General features: G+C 71.0%; 19 protein-coding genes. 10 read left to right on the top strand and 9 right to left on the bottom strand.

From position 1 onward, the window contains the following. The 6 genes from JNK30_RS05225 to JNK30_RS05250 all read left to right on the top strand — a co-directional run bounded on the left by JNK30_RS05225 (window position 1) and on the right by JNK30_RS05250 (window position 4,736). Window positions 1-1,053 (top strand): tetratricopeptide repeat protein, encoded by a 1,053-nt coding sequence (locus JNK30_RS05225; protein ID WP_293480844.1) that lies wholly within the window; start codon window positions 1-3, stop codon window positions 1,051-1,053. Between the two features lie 34 nt (window positions 1,054-1,087). After that, window positions 1,088-1,333, top strand: a complete 246-nt coding sequence (locus JNK30_RS05230) for a hypothetical protein (RefSeq protein ID WP_293480846.1) — start codon at window positions 1,088-1,090, stop codon at window positions 1,331-1,333. A 49-nt stretch (window positions 1,334-1,382) separates the two neighbouring features. After that, window positions 1,383-2,195: an SDR family NAD(P)-dependent oxidoreductase gene (locus JNK30_RS05235; RefSeq protein ID WP_293480848.1), complete on the top strand. Its 813-nt coding sequence runs from the start codon at window positions 1,383-1,385 to the stop codon at window positions 2,193-2,195. Further along, the gene (locus tag JNK30_RS05240) at window positions 2,192-2,929 is read left to right on the top strand and encodes a dienelactone hydrolase family protein (RefSeq protein ID WP_293480849.1); all 738 of its coding nucleotides are present in this window, start codon (window positions 2,192-2,194) and stop codon (window positions 2,927-2,929) included. The genes JNK30_RS05235 and JNK30_RS05240 overlap by 4 nt, the downstream gene beginning before the upstream one ends. 426 nt (window positions 2,930-3,355) lie before the next feature. After that, window positions 3,356-3,769 carry an endonuclease domain-containing protein gene (locus JNK30_RS05245; RefSeq protein ID WP_293480851.1) on the top strand — a complete coding sequence of 138 codons (414 nt, stop codon included), beginning with the start codon at window positions 3,356-3,358 and terminating at the stop codon, window positions 3,767-3,769. Between the two features lie 142 nt (window positions 3,770-3,911). Next, window positions 3,912-4,736 carry an enoyl-CoA hydratase-related protein gene (locus JNK30_RS05250; RefSeq protein WP_293480853.1) on the top strand — a complete coding sequence of 275 codons (825 nt, stop codon included), beginning with the start codon at window positions 3,912-3,914 and terminating at the stop codon, window positions 4,734-4,736. 373 nt (window positions 4,737-5,109) lie between these two features. On the opposite strand, the gene rsgA is transcribed toward JNK30_RS05250, so the two are convergent. Continuing rightward, window positions 5,110-6,201 carry a ribosome small subunit-dependent GTPase A gene (gene rsgA / locus JNK30_RS05255; RefSeq protein WP_293480854.1) on the bottom strand — a complete coding sequence of 364 codons (1,092 nt, stop codon included), beginning with the start codon at window positions 6,199-6,201 and terminating at the stop codon, window positions 5,110-5,112. A gap of 217 nt (window positions 6,202-6,418) precedes the next feature. On the opposite strand from rsgA, the gene JNK30_RS05260 reads away from it, so the two are divergent. Next, window positions 6,419-6,724: a GNAT family N-acetyltransferase gene (locus tag JNK30_RS05260; RefSeq protein WP_293480855.1), complete on the top strand. Its 306-nt coding sequence runs from the start codon at window positions 6,419-6,421 to the stop codon at window positions 6,722-6,724. A gap of 4 nt (window positions 6,725-6,728) precedes the next feature. Next, window positions 6,729-7,094, top strand: coding sequence for an iron chaperone (locus JNK30_RS05265; protein ID WP_293480857.1), 366 nt, complete (start codon window positions 6,729-6,731; stop codon window positions 7,092-7,094). 13 nt (window positions 7,095-7,107) lie between these two features. Here the strand turns inward: JNK30_RS05265 and JNK30_RS05270 are convergent, their stop codons facing one another. Both JNK30_RS05270 and JNK30_RS05275 read right to left on the bottom strand, forming a co-directional pair. Then, entirely contained in the window at window positions 7,108-7,857 is a 750-nt protein-coding gene (locus JNK30_RS05270; protein WP_293480859.1) for a PEPxxWA-CTERM sorting domain-containing protein, read from the bottom strand. A 54-nt stretch (window positions 7,858-7,911) separates the two neighbouring features. Further along, window positions 7,912-8,700: a methyltransferase domain-containing protein gene (locus JNK30_RS05275; RefSeq protein WP_293480861.1), complete on the bottom strand. Its 789-nt coding sequence runs from the start codon at window positions 8,698-8,700 to the stop codon at window positions 7,912-7,914. Between the two features lie 172 nt (window positions 8,701-8,872). Here JNK30_RS05275 and JNK30_RS05280 point away from each other — a divergent pair, with 172 nt between their 5' ends. After that, window positions 8,873-9,841, top strand: coding sequence for a polyprenyl synthetase family protein (locus tag JNK30_RS05280; protein WP_293480916.1), 969 nt, complete (start codon window positions 8,873-8,875; stop codon window positions 9,839-9,841). 36 nt (window positions 9,842-9,877) lie between these two features. Here the strand turns inward: JNK30_RS05280 and JNK30_RS05285 are convergent, their stop codons facing one another. Genes JNK30_RS05285 through fumC form a run of 4 tightly spaced genes read right to left on the bottom strand, consistent with a single transcriptional unit; the run spans window position 9,878 to window position 12,277 of the window. Then, window positions 9,878-10,186, bottom strand: coding sequence for a CcdB family protein (locus JNK30_RS05285; RefSeq protein ID WP_293480863.1), 309 nt, complete (start codon window positions 10,184-10,186; stop codon window positions 9,878-9,880). After that, the gene (locus tag JNK30_RS05290) at window positions 10,187-10,423 is read right to left on the bottom strand and encodes a type II toxin-antitoxin system CcdA family antitoxin (protein ID WP_293480865.1); all 237 of its coding nucleotides are present in this window, start codon (window positions 10,421-10,423) and stop codon (window positions 10,187-10,189) included. 31 nt (window positions 10,424-10,454) lie between these two features. Beyond that, window positions 10,455-10,886 carry a GNAT family N-acetyltransferase gene (locus JNK30_RS05295; protein ID WP_293480867.1) on the bottom strand — a complete coding sequence of 144 codons (432 nt, stop codon included), beginning with the start codon at window positions 10,884-10,886 and terminating at the stop codon, window positions 10,455-10,457. Beyond that, window positions 10,886-12,277: a class II fumarate hydratase gene (fumC, locus tag JNK30_RS05300; protein ID WP_293480868.1), complete on the bottom strand. Its 1,392-nt coding sequence runs from the start codon at window positions 12,275-12,277 to the stop codon at window positions 10,886-10,888. The genes JNK30_RS05295 and fumC overlap by 1 nt, the downstream gene beginning before the upstream one ends. Before the next feature lie 85 nt (window positions 12,278-12,362). Here fumC and JNK30_RS05305 point away from each other — a divergent pair, with 85 nt between their 5' ends. Beyond that, complete coding sequence (locus tag JNK30_RS05305) at window positions 12,363-12,719, top strand: RusA family crossover junction endodeoxyribonuclease (protein ID WP_293480870.1); 357 nt, start codon at window positions 12,363-12,365, stop codon at window positions 12,717-12,719. A 77-nt stretch (window positions 12,720-12,796) separates the two neighbouring features. Here the strand turns inward: JNK30_RS05305 and JNK30_RS05310 are convergent, their stop codons facing one another. Together JNK30_RS05310 and JNK30_RS05315 are read right to left on the bottom strand one after the other, a co-directional pair. Then, a complete protein-coding gene (locus JNK30_RS05310) occupies window positions 12,797-13,084 on the bottom strand; it encodes a DUF1153 domain-containing protein (protein ID WP_293480872.1) in 288 nt (95 codons plus the stop codon). Window positions 13,085-13,251: 167 nt separating this feature from the next. Then, window positions 13,252-14,637, bottom strand: a complete 1,386-nt coding sequence (locus tag JNK30_RS05315; RefSeq protein WP_293480874.1) for a flagellar hook protein FlgE — start codon at window positions 14,635-14,637, stop codon at window positions 13,252-13,254. Window positions 14,638-14,654 lie beyond the last annotated feature (17 nt).

Here is a 14,654-nt window from a genome sequence, read left to right on the forward strand (position 1 = left end):
ATGTCCCAGCCGCCCGCCGAGCCCCGACGCTTCACCTTCGAGCAACTCTTCGAGCTGGCCTCCGCCGCCACCCGCGACGGGCGCTTCGGCGACGCCGAGGGCCTCTACCGCGCCCTCATGAAGGGCTCGCCGCCGCCGGCGGTGCCGCTGAACCTTGGCCTCGTCCTGGAGGACCAGGGCCGCTACGCGGACGCCGAGGCGCTCTACCGGGCCGAGCTGGCCAGGCGGCCGGGCGATCCCGAGTTCGAGCGGCGGCTGGGCTATCTGGCCCTTCGCGACGGCCGCCTCGCCGAGGGCTGGCCCCTTTACGAGCGCCGCATCCGGCCGGGCCAGCGCAAGCCCCAGTTCAGCTTCCCGGAGTGGACCGGCCAGCCCGTCGGCAGCCTGCTGATCGTGCTGGAGCAGGGCCTGGGCGACCAGATCATGTTCGCCCGGTTCGTCCGCCCCCTCGTCGAACGCGGGATCGACGTGACGTTGACCTGCCGCTCCAGCCTCACCCGCCTGTTCGAGCACCTGGGCGTCCGCCTGCTGAGCGGCGAGGGCCGTGTGGAGATCCCGCCGCACGACGCCTGGATCCTCGCCGGCTCGCTGCCCTGGCGTCTCGGCGCGACGCTGGAGACCATCCCGCCCGCGCCCTACCTGCCGTCGAAGCCGGGCGGCGTCGGGATCGGCTTCGTCGGGAAGGGCAGCGCCGAGCACGTCAACGACCGCAACCGCTCGCTCCCCGACGACCTGGCGGCGCAAATCCTGGCCTGGCCCGGCGTCCGCAGCCTCGCGCCCGAGGACACCGGCGCCCGGGACTTCGAGGACACCCGCCGCATCATCGAGGACCTCGACGTGGTCGTGAGCGTCGACACCGCCGTCGCCCACCTGGCGGGCGCGATGGGCAAGCCCTGCTTCCTGATGCTGCCGTTCAATGCCGACTGGCGCTGGCTGCGGGACCGCCGGGACACACCCTGGTATCCGTCCGTGACGATCTTCCGCCAGGCGAAGCCGGGCGACTGGGCCGGCGTGCTGGCCGAGGTAAAGGCGGCCCTGGATGCGCGGGCGTGACGCCGTGAGGCCGCCCCGGCCACCCGTCCGCCGTGTGGCCGGCCGCGCGGTCGGCGCCTCGGCGACCGGGGCGGAGGCCGTGGGCTCGGCCGGCCTCGGCGCCGCGATCGTGGGCGCCGTGGCGCTCGGCGCGGCGGCGCTGGGCGCGCTCGCCATCGGGCGCCTGGCGATCGGACGCCTCACCGTTCGCAGCGTGCGCATCCGCCGCCTGGAGGTGGACGAACTCACGGTGGGCCGCCTGACGGTCCGGGAGGCCGACCAGCCCTTGCGCCGCAGGTGATCCCGCGCGACCCTGCCGCCAACAGAAAGAGCGGTATGGGAGGACGGCGATGGCGGGCTTCAATGCGAACGGGACGCTGAAGGGCAGGGTGGCGGTGGTCACCGGCGCCAGCCGCGGCATCGGCGAGGCCATCGCGGTGCGCCTGGCCATGGAGGGCGCCAAGGTGGTCGCCTCGGCCCGCACCGCCGAGCCCGGCGAGAGCAAGCTGCCGGGCACGCTGCACGCCACCGTGGACCGCATCCGCGCCTTCGGCGGCGAGGCCATGGCGGTCAAGGCCGACCTGTCGGACGAGGCCGATCGCGTCCGCCTCATCGACGAGGCGGTCGCCGCCTACGGCCCCGTCGACATCCTGGTCAACGACGCGGCGGTCACCTTCTTCATCCCCGTCGAGACGTTCCCCAAGAAGCGCTTCGACCTGATGATGGAGGTCCAGGTCTGGGCACCGTTCCACCTCTCGCAGCTGGTCCTGCCCTCGATGCGCGAGCGCAAGCAGGGCTGGATCGTCAACATCTCGTCGGGCGCCGGCATCCATCCCAAGCAGCCCTACAACCGGCGGGGCGGCGGCACGGTCTACGGCATGTGCAAGGCGGCGCTGGAGCGCTTCACCACCGGTCTCGCGTCCGAGGTCTACGACGACAACATCGCCGTGAACGTGGTCTCGCCGGGCCTGGTCGACACGCCCGGCGTGGCCGTCCATGGCCTGATCAACGAGCAGACCAAGGACCGCGTGCAGCCGATCGAGTACATTGCGGAAGCCGTCTACCAGCTCTGCAAGGGCGACCCGAAGACCATGACCGGCCGCATCGACTACGCCGCGCCTTTCCTCGAGGAGCTGAACCTCAAGCCCAGCGAGCTGGCATGATCGAGCAGACTGTCGACATCCCCACGAAGGACGGGGCGACCACCACCTTCATCGTCCACCCCGAGCGGGGCGGGCCGCATCCGATCGTGCTCTTCTACATGGACGCGCCCGCCATCCGCGAAGAGCTGCGCGACATGGCGCGCCGCATCGCCGCCGTCGGCTACTACGTGATGCTCCCCAACCTCTACTACCGGCGCGGCGTCCTGGAGCTGGCCGACCTGCCGCCGCTGCCCGAGGCCGAGGCGCGGGCGCGCATGTTCGACCTGATGGGCTCGATCAACATCCCGATGGTCATGTCCGACACCGACGGCCTGCTGGACTTCGCCGACCGGGACGCCGCCGCGAGCCCCGGCAAGGCGGGCGCGATCGGCTACTGCATGAGCGGCCAGTACGCGATCAACGCCGCGGCCCACCATCCCGAGCGCATCGCCTGCGCCGCCTCGCTGTACGGGGTGCAGCTGGTCACCGACCGGCCCGACAGCCCGCACCTGGCGGCGCAGAAGACCCGCGCCGAGCTCTACTTCGCCTGCGCCGAGCACGACAGCTACGCGCCGCTCGAGATGGTCGAGGCCCTGGACGCGGCGCTGAAGGGCCGCGCCGACGCCGAGGTCGAAATCTACCCCGGCGCCCACCACGGCTTCGCCTTCCCCCAGCGCGGCGCCGTCTACGACAAGCCCTCCGCCGAACGACACTGGGAGCGCCTCTTCGCCCTGTTCCAGCGGAACCTCGGCTAGGCGGCGCCCCTCATCGCTGCGCGACGCTGATGAGAAGACCCAAGGCCCGATGCTCCCCCCATGGGGGAGCTCGCGAAGCGAGAGGGGGTCCGGCGCAGGGACTGGCCAGCGATGTGCGGCGTGGCGCCTTCCGGCGCCGCGGCGGAAACCCCCTCCCCATCGTCGCTGCGCGACGCTGGACCTCCCCCAGAGGGGGAGGACCCTGGGGATGATGCTCCCCCTCTGGGGGAGCTCGCGAAGCGAGAGGGGGCATTGGGGCGAAGGTCCTGCCGGCCACCCCCTCCCCGCCGCCGCTGCGCGCCGCCGGACCTCCCCCGAGGGGGGAGGAGCCTGGGGATGATGCTCCCCCCATGGGGGAGCTCGCGAAGCGAGAGGGGGTCAGCGCAGGGGCTTGTGTTCTTCTTTTGTTTCCACCATCGTCCAGCCATGGACGCCGCCCGCCCTGTCCGCGACCGTGCCTGGGTCTACCGCCGCGCGCTCAGTCTCCCGGAGGTCATTCTCTGGAAGGCCCTCAAGGGCCGCAGGGCAGGGGGGCTGCATTTTCGGCGGCAGCATCCTCTGGGCCCCTACGTCCTCGACTTCTATTGCGACGCCCTGAAGCTCGACGTGGAGGTGGACGGCCAGGGCCATGGGTTCGGAGACCGACCGGCCCGCGATGCAAGGCGTGACGCGTGGCTGAGAAGCCGCGGTGTTCGCACGCTGAGGCTCTCGGCCGCCACGGTGTTGCGCGATGTGGATGACGCTGTCCGCACCATCCTGGCCGCCGCTGCGGCAACCTCCTCCCCATCGTCGCTGCGCGACGCTGGACCTCCCCCAGAGGGGGAGGACCCGACGGTGTGATGCTCCCCCTCTGGGGGAGCTCGCGAAGCGAGAGGGGGCATTGGGGCGAAGACCCTGGCGGCCACGCTCGCCCGGGACGGAACCCGACGGGTCTTTACTGACCTTGGGGCGCCGGTTGGCCAATGCGGTCCAGGAGGACCCCATGGCCGATCAACCCATCCTGCTCACCGACAGCCCCGCGCCCGGCGTGCGGCGGCTGACCCTGAACCGTCCCGAGAAGCGCAACGCGCTGTCGAACCAGCTCCGGGGCGAGCTGTTCGCCGCGCTGGAGGCCGCCGACAAGGATCCGGAAGTGCGGGTGATCGTGCTGCGCGGGGCGGGCAAGTGCTTCTCGTCGGGCTACGACCTGGCCGGCGTGGGCGAGCTGCCGTTCCACACCGCGGGCGCCCAGGGCCAGTGGGCGCGGCACGTGGTGGAAGGCTGCTTCCGCATGTGGGACCTGGCCAAGCCGATCATCGCCCAGGTGCATGGCTGGTGCCTGGCGGGCGGCTCGGAACTCGCGTTCGCCTGCGACCTTGTCTACATCGCCGAGGACGCCCAGGTCGGCTATCCGGCCGTGCGTACGATGAGTTCGCCCGACAACCAGTTCTACCCGTGGCTCATGGGCATGCGCGCGGCCATGGAGCTGATGCTGACCGGCGACTCGATCTCGGGCGTCGAGGCCGCGCAGCTGGGCTTCGCCAACCGCGCCTACCCGGTGGAGGACCTGGAGCCGGCGGTGACCGCCATGGCCGAACGGATCGCCAAGGTGGACCCCGAACTGGCGCAGCTGAACAAGCGGCTGGTGCACCGCCAGATGGAGGCCATGGGCATGCGCGCGGGCCTGCGGGCAGGCACCGAGCTGCACGCGCTGGGCTGGCACACCAAAGCCAGCCGCGAGTTCATGGCCAAGATGCGCGAGGGCGTGAAGCAGGCGCTGGACACGCGGGATTCGGCGTTCGGGGACTATCGCACGAAGGAGGGCTGACCCCCTCTCGCTTCGCGAGCTCCCCCAGCGGGGGAGCATCATCCCCAGGGTCCTCCCCCGTTGGGGGAGGTCCGGCGGCGCGCAGCGCCGGCGGGGAGGGGGTGGCCGGCAGGACTTTCGGCCCCATGCCCCCTCTCGCTTCGCGAGCTCCCCCAGCGGGGGAGCATCATCCCGGGGTCCTCCCCGGTTGGGGGAGGTCCAGCGGCGCGCAGCGCCGGCGGGGAGGGGGTGGCCGGCAGGACTTTCGGCCCGCTGCCCCCTCTCGCTTCGCGAGCTCCCCCAAAGGGGGAGCATCCTCGACCCGAAGACCCTCCCTCTCGGGGGAGGCGGCGCGCAGCGCCGGCGGGGAGGGGGTGCGCATGGCCCTGCCGCCTCAGGCGCCGTCCGGACCCCGCCGCTTGTGCTTGATCCAGGCCCGCGAGGCCTTGTGGCGGCTGGCCCAGAGCCTGCGGTTCTCCTTGGCCGCCGCAGGGTCCTCGCGCCGATGCTCGTAGGCCAGTTCGGCCTGCAGCTTCTCGTATGCCGCCAGCCGCTCCGCCGGCAGCTCGCCGGACGCGATGGCCGCGCGCACCGCGCAGCCGGGCTCGCCCTTGTGCCGGCAGTCGGCGAAGCGGCAGGCCGCCGCCAGCGCCTCGACGTCCTCGAACGTCGCCGAGACGCCCTCGTCGGCGTTCCAGAGGCCCAGCTCCCGCATCCCCGGCGTGTCCAGGATCAGCCCGCCGGACGGCAGCAGGACCAGCTCGCGATGCGTGGTCGTATGGCGGCCCCGGGCGTCGTCCTCGCGGATCTCCCGCGTGGCCATCCTCTCCTCGCCGGCCAGGGCGTTCACCAGCGTCGACTTGCCCGCGCCCGAGGAGCCCAGCAGCACGGCGGTGCGGCCGGGCGCCAGGTGGGCGGCGACCGCGTCCAGCCCCTCGCCGGTCTTCGACGAGATGGCGAGCACCGGCGCGGTCACGGCGATGGCCTCCACCTCCGCCACCTGGGCGGCGGCGTCGTCGGCGATGTCGGCCTTGGTCAGCACGACCACCGGGTCGGCGCCGCTCTCGTAGGCGGTGGCGAGGTAGCGCTCGAGGCGGCGCAGGTTGAGGTCGGCGTTCAGCGAGGCGACCAGGAAGGCCACGTCGGCGTTGGCCGCCACCACCTGGGCGCCGCCGCGGGTCCCGGAGGCCTTGCGGATGAAGGCGGTCCGGCGCGGCAGCACGGCGTGGACGAGCGCCGTGGTCTCGCCGGGCCGGGCCTCGACGGCGACCCAGTCGCCGGCGGCCGGCCGCTCGGAGTCCGCGCTCGCGCGCATGAGCGCGCCGGAGGCCCGGGCCTCGATCTCGCCGTCCGGCGTCACGATGCGATAGCCGCCGCGCTGCTGCACGACGATGCGGCCGGGCACGAGGCCCTGGGCGGCGTAGGGTTCGAAGTCGGCCTGGAGGCGATCGCTCCAGCCGTAGGCGTCGAGTGCTGAGGTCAGCAACGGGGATGTCCTTGTTGTCGAAGGCCGCGGACCTTCCGGTCCCTGGGGCGTCGACCGCGGATCATCCCCGGATCACGGGGATCTGCCTTTCAGGCGACCGGCGGCGCGACGCAGCGAGGGGCTGCGCGGACAATGGGCGACATCGAACCTCTCCTCTGCTGGCCGTTCCGGACGCCGCGGACCTTGGCGGCCCGCCCGCTTCGCGTCAAGTTGGGGCATGGCCGACATCCAGGTGACCGACAACGCCGCGAAGAGCCGCTTCGAGGTGTCCCTCGACGGGGACACCGCCTTCGCCGACTACCGCCTCCAGCCGGGCCGGATGGTCCTGCCGCACACGGTCGTGCCGCCCGCCTTCGAGGGCAAGGGCGTGGCCAGCGCGCTCGCCCGCCATGCCTTCGGCGCGGCCCGCGAACGCGGCCTGAAGGTCGTCCCGACGTGCCCCTTCATGGCCGCCTGGGTGAAGAAGCACCCCGAGGCCCACGACCTGGTCGACGAGAGCTGCAGGGCCGAGCTGGGGATCTGAAGCCATGGTGACGTCGATCGCTCAGACTGTGGACGCCTGGTTCGAGACGGTGGACCCGAAGCGGGAGGCGGCGCTGCGCGCCGTGCGGGCCAGTGCGCTCAAGCACTTCGGCGAGCGCTCCGAGGCCATGCGCTACGGCATGCCGTGCTACACGCGCCCGGACGACGCGACCCCCGTCTTCGCCTTCAACAGCCAGAAGCAGTACATCTCGCTCTACGTGAGCCCCCGGGTGCATCCGCTCCACGCCGAGGCGCTGAAGGGCCTGGACGCGGGCAAGAGCTGCATCCGCTTCCGCCGGCCCGAGCAGATCGACCTCGACCTGCTGGACCGCATGCTCGCCGACAGCGCGAAGCTCTCGCCGGTCACCTGACCGGATCGGGGCCTCAGCCGGCGAGGCCGGCCCGCGGCCGCGTCCGCCGCAGCATGGCGCCCGCCCCCGCGAAGCCCAGGATCATGAGAGCCCAGGTCCCGGGTTCAGGCACATAGGCGCCGCTGAGGCTGTAGGCGCGGTTGTTGGCGTTCCCGCTCAGCGGCCCCCAGGCGCCGTTCGCGAACTGCCGCTGGTAGGCCAGGCCCGAGGCCGGCGTCGAAGCGCTCCAGCCGAACAGCGGGCTGAAGCTCGCCTGCAGCGAAACCGGGGACACCCAGTAGCGCACGCCGCCGGTCGCCAGGAAGTCCGTCGGCAGGGTCGCCGACCACTCGTAGACGTTCACGTTGTCGCCGGAGAAGACGTCGACTCCCAGGAGGGTGACGGTGACGTCCGCGGCGTCGATGTTCGCCGTGTAGAGGTTTGCGTCGGTGTCCGGCGTCGCGAGGTTGTCGGCGTAGAAGCCGACCTGCCAGGTCTCGGTGATCGGATCGGGCGCGGTTCCGGAACCGACGCCGTCCTGCCACACGAAGCCCCGCCACGTGACGGTCTGGATCCGCGCGTCGCGGCTCAAGGTGAAGTTGTCGAAGGTCTGGAAACCGTAGAGGCTTCCGTTCACGTCGCCCAGCGTCGACGTGCGGCAGGCGCCGGGCGGGCAGGCCTCGTTCGTACCCGCCTGCAGGTGCAAGAGTTCCGCCTGCGCGGGCGTCGACAGCGCCAGGAGGGCGAACCCGGCAACGAAAACGCCACGTAGAGCGGACGACATCGCGACCTCGTGGTTATGGCTATGGACCGAGCCAGACAGCCGCGACCGGACATGTCAAGGCGACTCCCCGCGAGGGGGTATTCGGGCGCGGGTGGGACGCTGGACGCGCCAGGGCAGGTCGGCCTCGCCGCGCAGGATGGCCTCCACCTCCGGCCGGTGCTTCGCGCCGCCCCGCTCGTGCAGCACGAGCGGGGGCAGCAGCTGCAGCGGCGCCTTGCCCGTCTTGATGGCGCGCACCAGCACCCGCTTGGCCGGCGCATCGGCGAACGGATGGATCGGCCGCACCTGGAACGAGCCGGCCTTGGCCGAGAGGTGCGACAGGAGGTCGGCGAGCCGGTCCGCCCGATGGATCACCGTGATGGAGCCGCCCTCGCGCACCGCCTTCAGCAGGAACTCGGCCCAGCCCATCAGGCCCTCGTCCGCCATCCAGGCCGCCGCCTTCTCGGGCGCGGGCGGTCGCAGTTCGGCGGGATCGTCGAAGAAGGGCGGGTTGGCCAGGGCCGCGTCGAACGGCGGCAGGCCGAGGTGCGAGAAACGCCGGCCCACGTCGCCTTCGATCACGTCCACGCGATCCGCGAGGGCGTTGAGGGCGACGTTCTCCCGGGCGAGGGCCAGCGCCTCCGGCTCCCGCTCGAGGCCGGTGAACCGGGCGCCCGGCCGTCGGACCGCTGCGGCCAGGAGGGCCGCGCCGGGCCCGCACCCGGCCTCCAGCACCCGCTGCCCGTCGGCGGCGTCGCAGGCGGCGGCCAGCAGGGCCGCATCCAGCCCCGCGCGATAGCCGCGCGCCGGCTGCCGCAGGCGAAGGCGGCCATCCAGCAGGCGATCCTCGGTGACGGAGTCCATCCGGGGCGGATCTCGGCGTGAGCGTCTGAACGTGTTCGGCGGGGGCCGCTTGACCGTGCCCTATCGCGTCACCATTGTCCCGGCAAACGGCGACCGGTAGGGCCCGGACGCTTTGGCAGGTAAGGAATACCCCGTCTTGGAAGCCGCCCAGGCCGTCGCCGCGCCGCCCTCGCTGGACCTGCTCCTCACGCTGGCCGGTCCCGACATGCGCGCCGTGGACCAGCTGATCCGACATCACATGGACAGCCCCGTGCCGGTGATCCCGGCGCTGGCGGACCACCTGATCGCGGGCTCGGCCAAGCGGCTGCGCCCCCTGCTGACCATCGCCGCGGCCCGGCTCTGCGGCGCGCGGGACGACGCCTGCCTCAAGCTCGCGGCGGCGGTGGAGTTCATCCACACGGCGACCCTGCTGCACGACGACGTGGTCGACTCCTCCGAGCTGCGCCGCGGGCGCGTCGCCGCGCACCTGATCTGGGGCGCCCCCGCCAGCGTGCTGGTGGGCGATTTCCTGTTCGCGCGCGCCTTCGAGCTCATGGTCGGCGCCGGGTCGATGCCCGCGCTGGAGGTGCTGGCCCGCGCCAGCCGCGTGATCTCCGAAGGCGAGGTGCTGCAGCTCACCCGCAGCCACGACTTGGACCTCAGCCAGGAGGTCTACATCGACATCATCAAGGCCAAGACCGCCGAGCTGTTCGCCGCCGCCGCCGAGGCGGGCGCGATCTCGGCCGGCGCGTCGCCCGAGCGCTGCCGGGCGCTGCGCAAGTTCGGCCAGGACCTGGGCCTCGCGTTCCAGCTGATCGACGACGCCCTCGACTACTCCGGCGACGCGGCCACCCTGGGCAAGAACCCCGGCGACGATTTCCGCGAAGGCAAGGTGACGCTGCCGCTCCTCTTCGCCATGGGCCGGACAGCGGCGTCCGAGCGCGACTTCTGGGTCCGCACGATCGACCGCCGCGAGCAGGAGCCCGCCGACCTCGATCACGCGCGCGAGCTGATGCGCCAGACGGGCGCGCTGGACGACACCCTGGCGCTGGCGTGCCGCTATGCCGACGCCGCCAAGGCGGCCATCTCCGAGCCCGGCTCCAACAGCTGGCTCCCCGCCCTCCAGGACCTCGCCGACTTCGCCGTGCTGCGCCGGGCTTAGGGCGGGTAGCTTGGCTCGTTCTCGGCGGAACGCGCCCTAGAAGCCGGTGAAGAGCCGGTCGAGGCCGCGCCGGATCGCATCCTCGTGGCCGGCCAGGGAGCCGCGGGTCCCCTTCAACCCGGCTCTCTCGAGGCTGAAGACCTCGCCCAGGGCGATGACGAGCCGCTCGCCGAGGAGGTCGACCTCCAGGTCCAGTGCGGACATTGTCCGCGCGGCGTCACGGAGCACCGGCGCGACCACCACGCTGTCCAGCTGGTGCAGGTGGTGCGATTGCAGCACGACGAAGTAGGGGGCGTGGGCCCGCGAACGTTCCGACGGATTATCGACGACGTCGAACTGCCGCACTCACCACTTCCGGAACTCGGCGCCCACTAGTCCGCGCTCACGTATGCGGCGGTTGTAGTCGGCGATGGCCTCGACGTTCTCCTCGGCCCATCTGGCCGCCCGCGCATCGGCCGCCGAGGCGTCGGCGCCCCTCAGGGCCGCGCGGAGCGCCGCTTCGATCACCGCCTCGACCTCGACCCCTGCCGCCTGCGCCTGCGCGAGGAGGTCCGGGTCGATCTTGGGTTCGAGCTTGCCCATGTCGGCAGCATAGCCTGCCGGCCGCCCGGCGTCAGCCGGCCAGGAACTGATGGCTCCAGGCGCGGCCGGAGACGCGCTCGAACCCCATCGCCTCCCAGAAGGCCTCGGCGTCAGGATTCCCGGCGTGGACGGTCACGAGCCGGCTCAGGCCCAGGGCTTCGGCCAGCAGAGCGTTGGCCAGCGCGCGGGCCACGCCCAAGCGCCTCGCCCGCGGCGACACGAAGAGGCGTCGCATGCGCCACGCTTCGCCCGGAGCCGCTTCGGGCTCGGGGGTGATGCCGCCGACGCCCACGAGAACCCCGTCCCCGAACGCCGCCAGGAGCGCGGTGAACATCTCGGGAGTTGCGGCGACCTCCGCGGCCAGTCGGCTCATGTGCCGATGGCCCTCGGCGTCGGCCTCCGAGCGCAGGGCGTCGAAGCCGTCCGGCAGCGCGTCGTCGAGCCGGACGAGCTGAAGCGTCATCAGCCCGGGCTGATCATCTTCTCGGGCCGCACCCACTCGTCGAACTCCTCGTTCGTGAGATAGCCGCCGCCGACGGCCTCCTCGCGGAGGGTGGTGCCGTTCTTGTGCGCCGCCTTGGCGATCTTGGCGCAGTTGTCGTAGCCCAGCTTGCCGTTGAGCGCCGTCACCAGCATCAGCGACCGCTCGAGGTTGGCCTTGATGTTGTCCTCGCGGGCTTCCGTGCCCACGACCATGTTGTCGGTGAAGCTGATGGCCCCGTCGGCCAGCAGGCGGCAGGACTGCAGGAAGTTGTAGGCCATCACCGGGTTGAACACGTTCAGCTCGAAGTGGCCCTGGCTGCCGGCGAAGGCCATGGCGGTCTGGTTGCCCATGATGTGGGCGCAGACCATGGTCAGGGCCTCGGCCTGGGTCGGGTTGACCTTGCCGGGCATGATCGAGCTGCCGGGCTCGTTCTCGGGCAGCGCCAGTTCGCCCAGGCCCGCGCGGGGGCCAGAACCCAGGAAGCGCAGGTCGTTGGCGATCTTGAACAGGGCGCCTGCCGCGGACGTCAGCGCGCCGTGGCTGAACACCATGGCGTCGTGCGCGGCCAGGGCCTCGAACTTGTTGGGCGCGGTCACGAAGGGCAGGCCGGTGATGCCCGCGATCTTCTCGGCGACCTTCTCGGCGAAGCCGATGGGCGCATTGAGGCCGGTGCCGACGGCCGTGCCGCCCTGCGCCAGCTCGTAGAGCCCGTAGAGGGTTTCCTTCACGCGCCGGACCGACATGGCGACCTGGTGCGCATAGCCGCCGAACTCCTGGCCCAGCGTCAGCGGCGTGGCGTCCTGGGTGTGGGTGCGGCCGATCTTGATGATGTGCGCGAACTCGTCGGACTTCGCCTTCAGGGCCGCGTGCAGGTGCTCCAGCGCCGGCATCACGGACCGCGCCACCTCCTCGGCCGCGGCGATGTGCATCGCCGTCGGATAGGTGTCGTTCGACGACTGGCTCATGTTGACGTGGTCGTTGGGGTGCACGGGCTTCTTCGAGCCCATCGCGCCGCCCATCAGCTCGATCGCCCGGTTCGAGATCACTTCGTTGGCGTTCATGTTCGACTGGGTGCCCGACCCGGTCTGCCACACCACCAGCGGGAAGTGGTCGTCGAGCTTGCCGTCGATGACCTCCTGGGCGGCCTGGACGATGAACTTGCAGAGCTCGGGGTCGAGCTTGCCGAGCTCCATGTTGGCCTCGGCGGCCGCGCGCTTGACGATGCCCAGCGCCCGGATGACCGGCTTCGGCTGCTTCTCCCACCCGATCTTGAAGTTGCCGAGGCTCCGCTGCGTCTGCGCGCCCCAGTACCGGTCGGAGGGCACATCGATAGGCCCGAAGGTGTCGGTCTCGGTGCGGGTCGCGCTCATCTGGATGGATCCCCCTCGCTCAGCGCCCCACGGTTTAACCGGCCGGAGGGAGACTGCAAGGCTGCGCGCGGCTATGGGTGCCCCGATGAGCGAGGAATGGGTCCAACACGGGAAGGTGCGCGCCCGCGAGGCCGAGGGTCTGCTCGAGATCACCGTCGATGGACTGACCACCCAGGCGAAGTACTACAAGCCTCTGATCTACGAGTTCTTCCGCAAGGCCTGGCGCGGCAGCCGCCCGGCCTGGGGCGAGTTCGCCGTGGAGATCGCGATGGACTACGTGGGGGAGGCCCCGTGGCTGGACCTCGACAACCTGGCCAAGGCGATCCTCGACGCCATCAAGGGCTACGCCTTCCATGACGACGCCCAGGTGGCGCGCCTGCTGGTGGAGCGACGGCCGGGCGAGCGGGAGCGGATCACCGTTCGGGTTTCGCGGCTGGGCTGAAACGCGAAAGCCGGCCGCGCCCGGGGGTGCTGGGGCGCGGCCGGCTCACGCAGAGCCGTCCGTGAGGCGGGCCGGCTCTAGCGGTACTGTTGCAGGCGCGTGGTGCGCAGGCCGGCCATCCCGTGGCGCTCGATCGAGCGCTGCCAGGACAGGAATTCGTCACTCGTCAACGAGTAGCGCTCCAGCGCCTCCTCGAGGCTGATCAGGCCGCCGCGGACAGCCGCGACCACTTCCGCCTTCCGGCGGATCACCCACCGGCCGGTGTTCGGCGGGGGCAGATCGTTCTTGGTCAAGGGCGCGCCCGTCGGGCCGATGACGTAGGTCTCGCCGCGGCTGTTCGTGCGCGTCTGCTGCTGTTGAAGCATGGGCTTTCTACCGCCTCACCATCACTGTTGGCGAGAAGGTGACACAGGGGCCCCTAACGGCCGCTGAATCGCCTTGGTAAAGAAAGGGCTGATCATGAGCTCCCCCATGTACCATTTTAATACAGTAGAGACTAAGTAAGATCATCAGGTGGAATTCAGCGCGAATTCTAGCGCTTGATGTTGATTAGTTCTTCCAGCATCTGATCGGCGGTCGTGATGATCTTCGAAGAAGCCGAATAGGCTTTCTGGGTCTGGATCAGGCCGGTAAACTCGGCGGAAAGGTCGACCGTCGAGGCCTCGAGGCTCGAGGGCGAGATCTTTCCGGCGCCGCCGACTCCGGCCTCCTTCACGATGAACTCACCCGCCGCGATGGTGGGGCGATAGGCGTTGCCGCTGATGGGCTGCAGTCCGTCCGGGTTGGGGAAGGTGGCGACGCCCACCTTGGCGACCGTCCGGATCTGGCTGTTGTCGTAGATCGCCGAGATGATGCCGACCTCGTCGACCTCGATCGCCACGATGTTGCCGACGCCGGCGCCGTCCTGGTTGATCGCGTTCACCGTCGAGGTGGCCGAGTACTGGGTGATGTTGTCCAGATCCAGATCGATCGTCTGGGCGGCAAGGCCCAGCGAGGGCGCCCAGCGCGGATCGGCCCCGTTGGAGGCGTTCAGGGTCAGCGTCGGGGCGGCGCCCGCCGCGCCGAACAGCGTCGTGTTCGCGAGGTCGATCGTGCCATCCTGGTTGAAGAAGACCTGGCCACGCGCCAGCTGTCCCGGACGGCCGGCGACCGAAACGTCGGTGGCGGGGATCGAATAGATCTCGGCGTGCCACCGGTTGGGGTTGGCCGCGTCGTCCTTCAGGAACGCCATGGCGACCTTGCGCGCGCCGCCGGTGGAGTCGACGACGTTCATCTCGATCACGAAGTCGGGCCGCGTGCCGGTCGAGGGATCGTCGGCGTAGTCCGCCATCGAGGCGACCGTGGTCCCATTGTACGCGGCCTCGCCGGCCGAGACGACGCCACCCTTGTTGAGGTTGGCGCTGACGCCGATGTTGGCGGTCGGCGCCACGGCTGCGCCGAGGTTGCGCACGTTGATGGAGTTCATCAGCGACAGGTCGGACGGGTTGATGTTGAAGCTGCCGTCCGCCTGCACCGGCCAGCCCTGCAGGTAGAGCCGCGAGTCGTTCACGAGGTAGCCGTCGGCGTCGACGCTGAAGGAGCCGGCGCGGGTGAAGGACCGCGCGTCGGAGGCGGTCAGGCCCGCGCCCTTGTCGGCCACGACGAAGAAGCCGTCGCCCGAGATGGCCAGGTCGGTGGAGGATCCGGAGGCCTGGATCAGGCCCTGCTGGCTCACGAACTGGCGGTTCACCGCCTGCACGCCGCCGGCCGAGTACTGGCCCTTCACCGCCTGGGCGGTGACGACATTGGCGAAGTTCACCTGGTTGCGCTTGTAGGCGACGGTGTTGACGTTGGCGATGTTGTCCGAAATCGCCGCGAGCGCCGACGAGTTGGCGACCAGGCCGGAGACGCCGGCGCGGAGGGCTGAGTTGATCGACATGGCTTAGGTTCCGTTCT

The sequence above is a fragment of the Phenylobacterium sp. genome, assembly GCF_016793225.1.
In the GTDB taxonomy this organism is placed as follows: Bacteria; Pseudomonadota; Alphaproteobacteria; order Caulobacterales; family Caulobacteraceae; genus Phenylobacterium.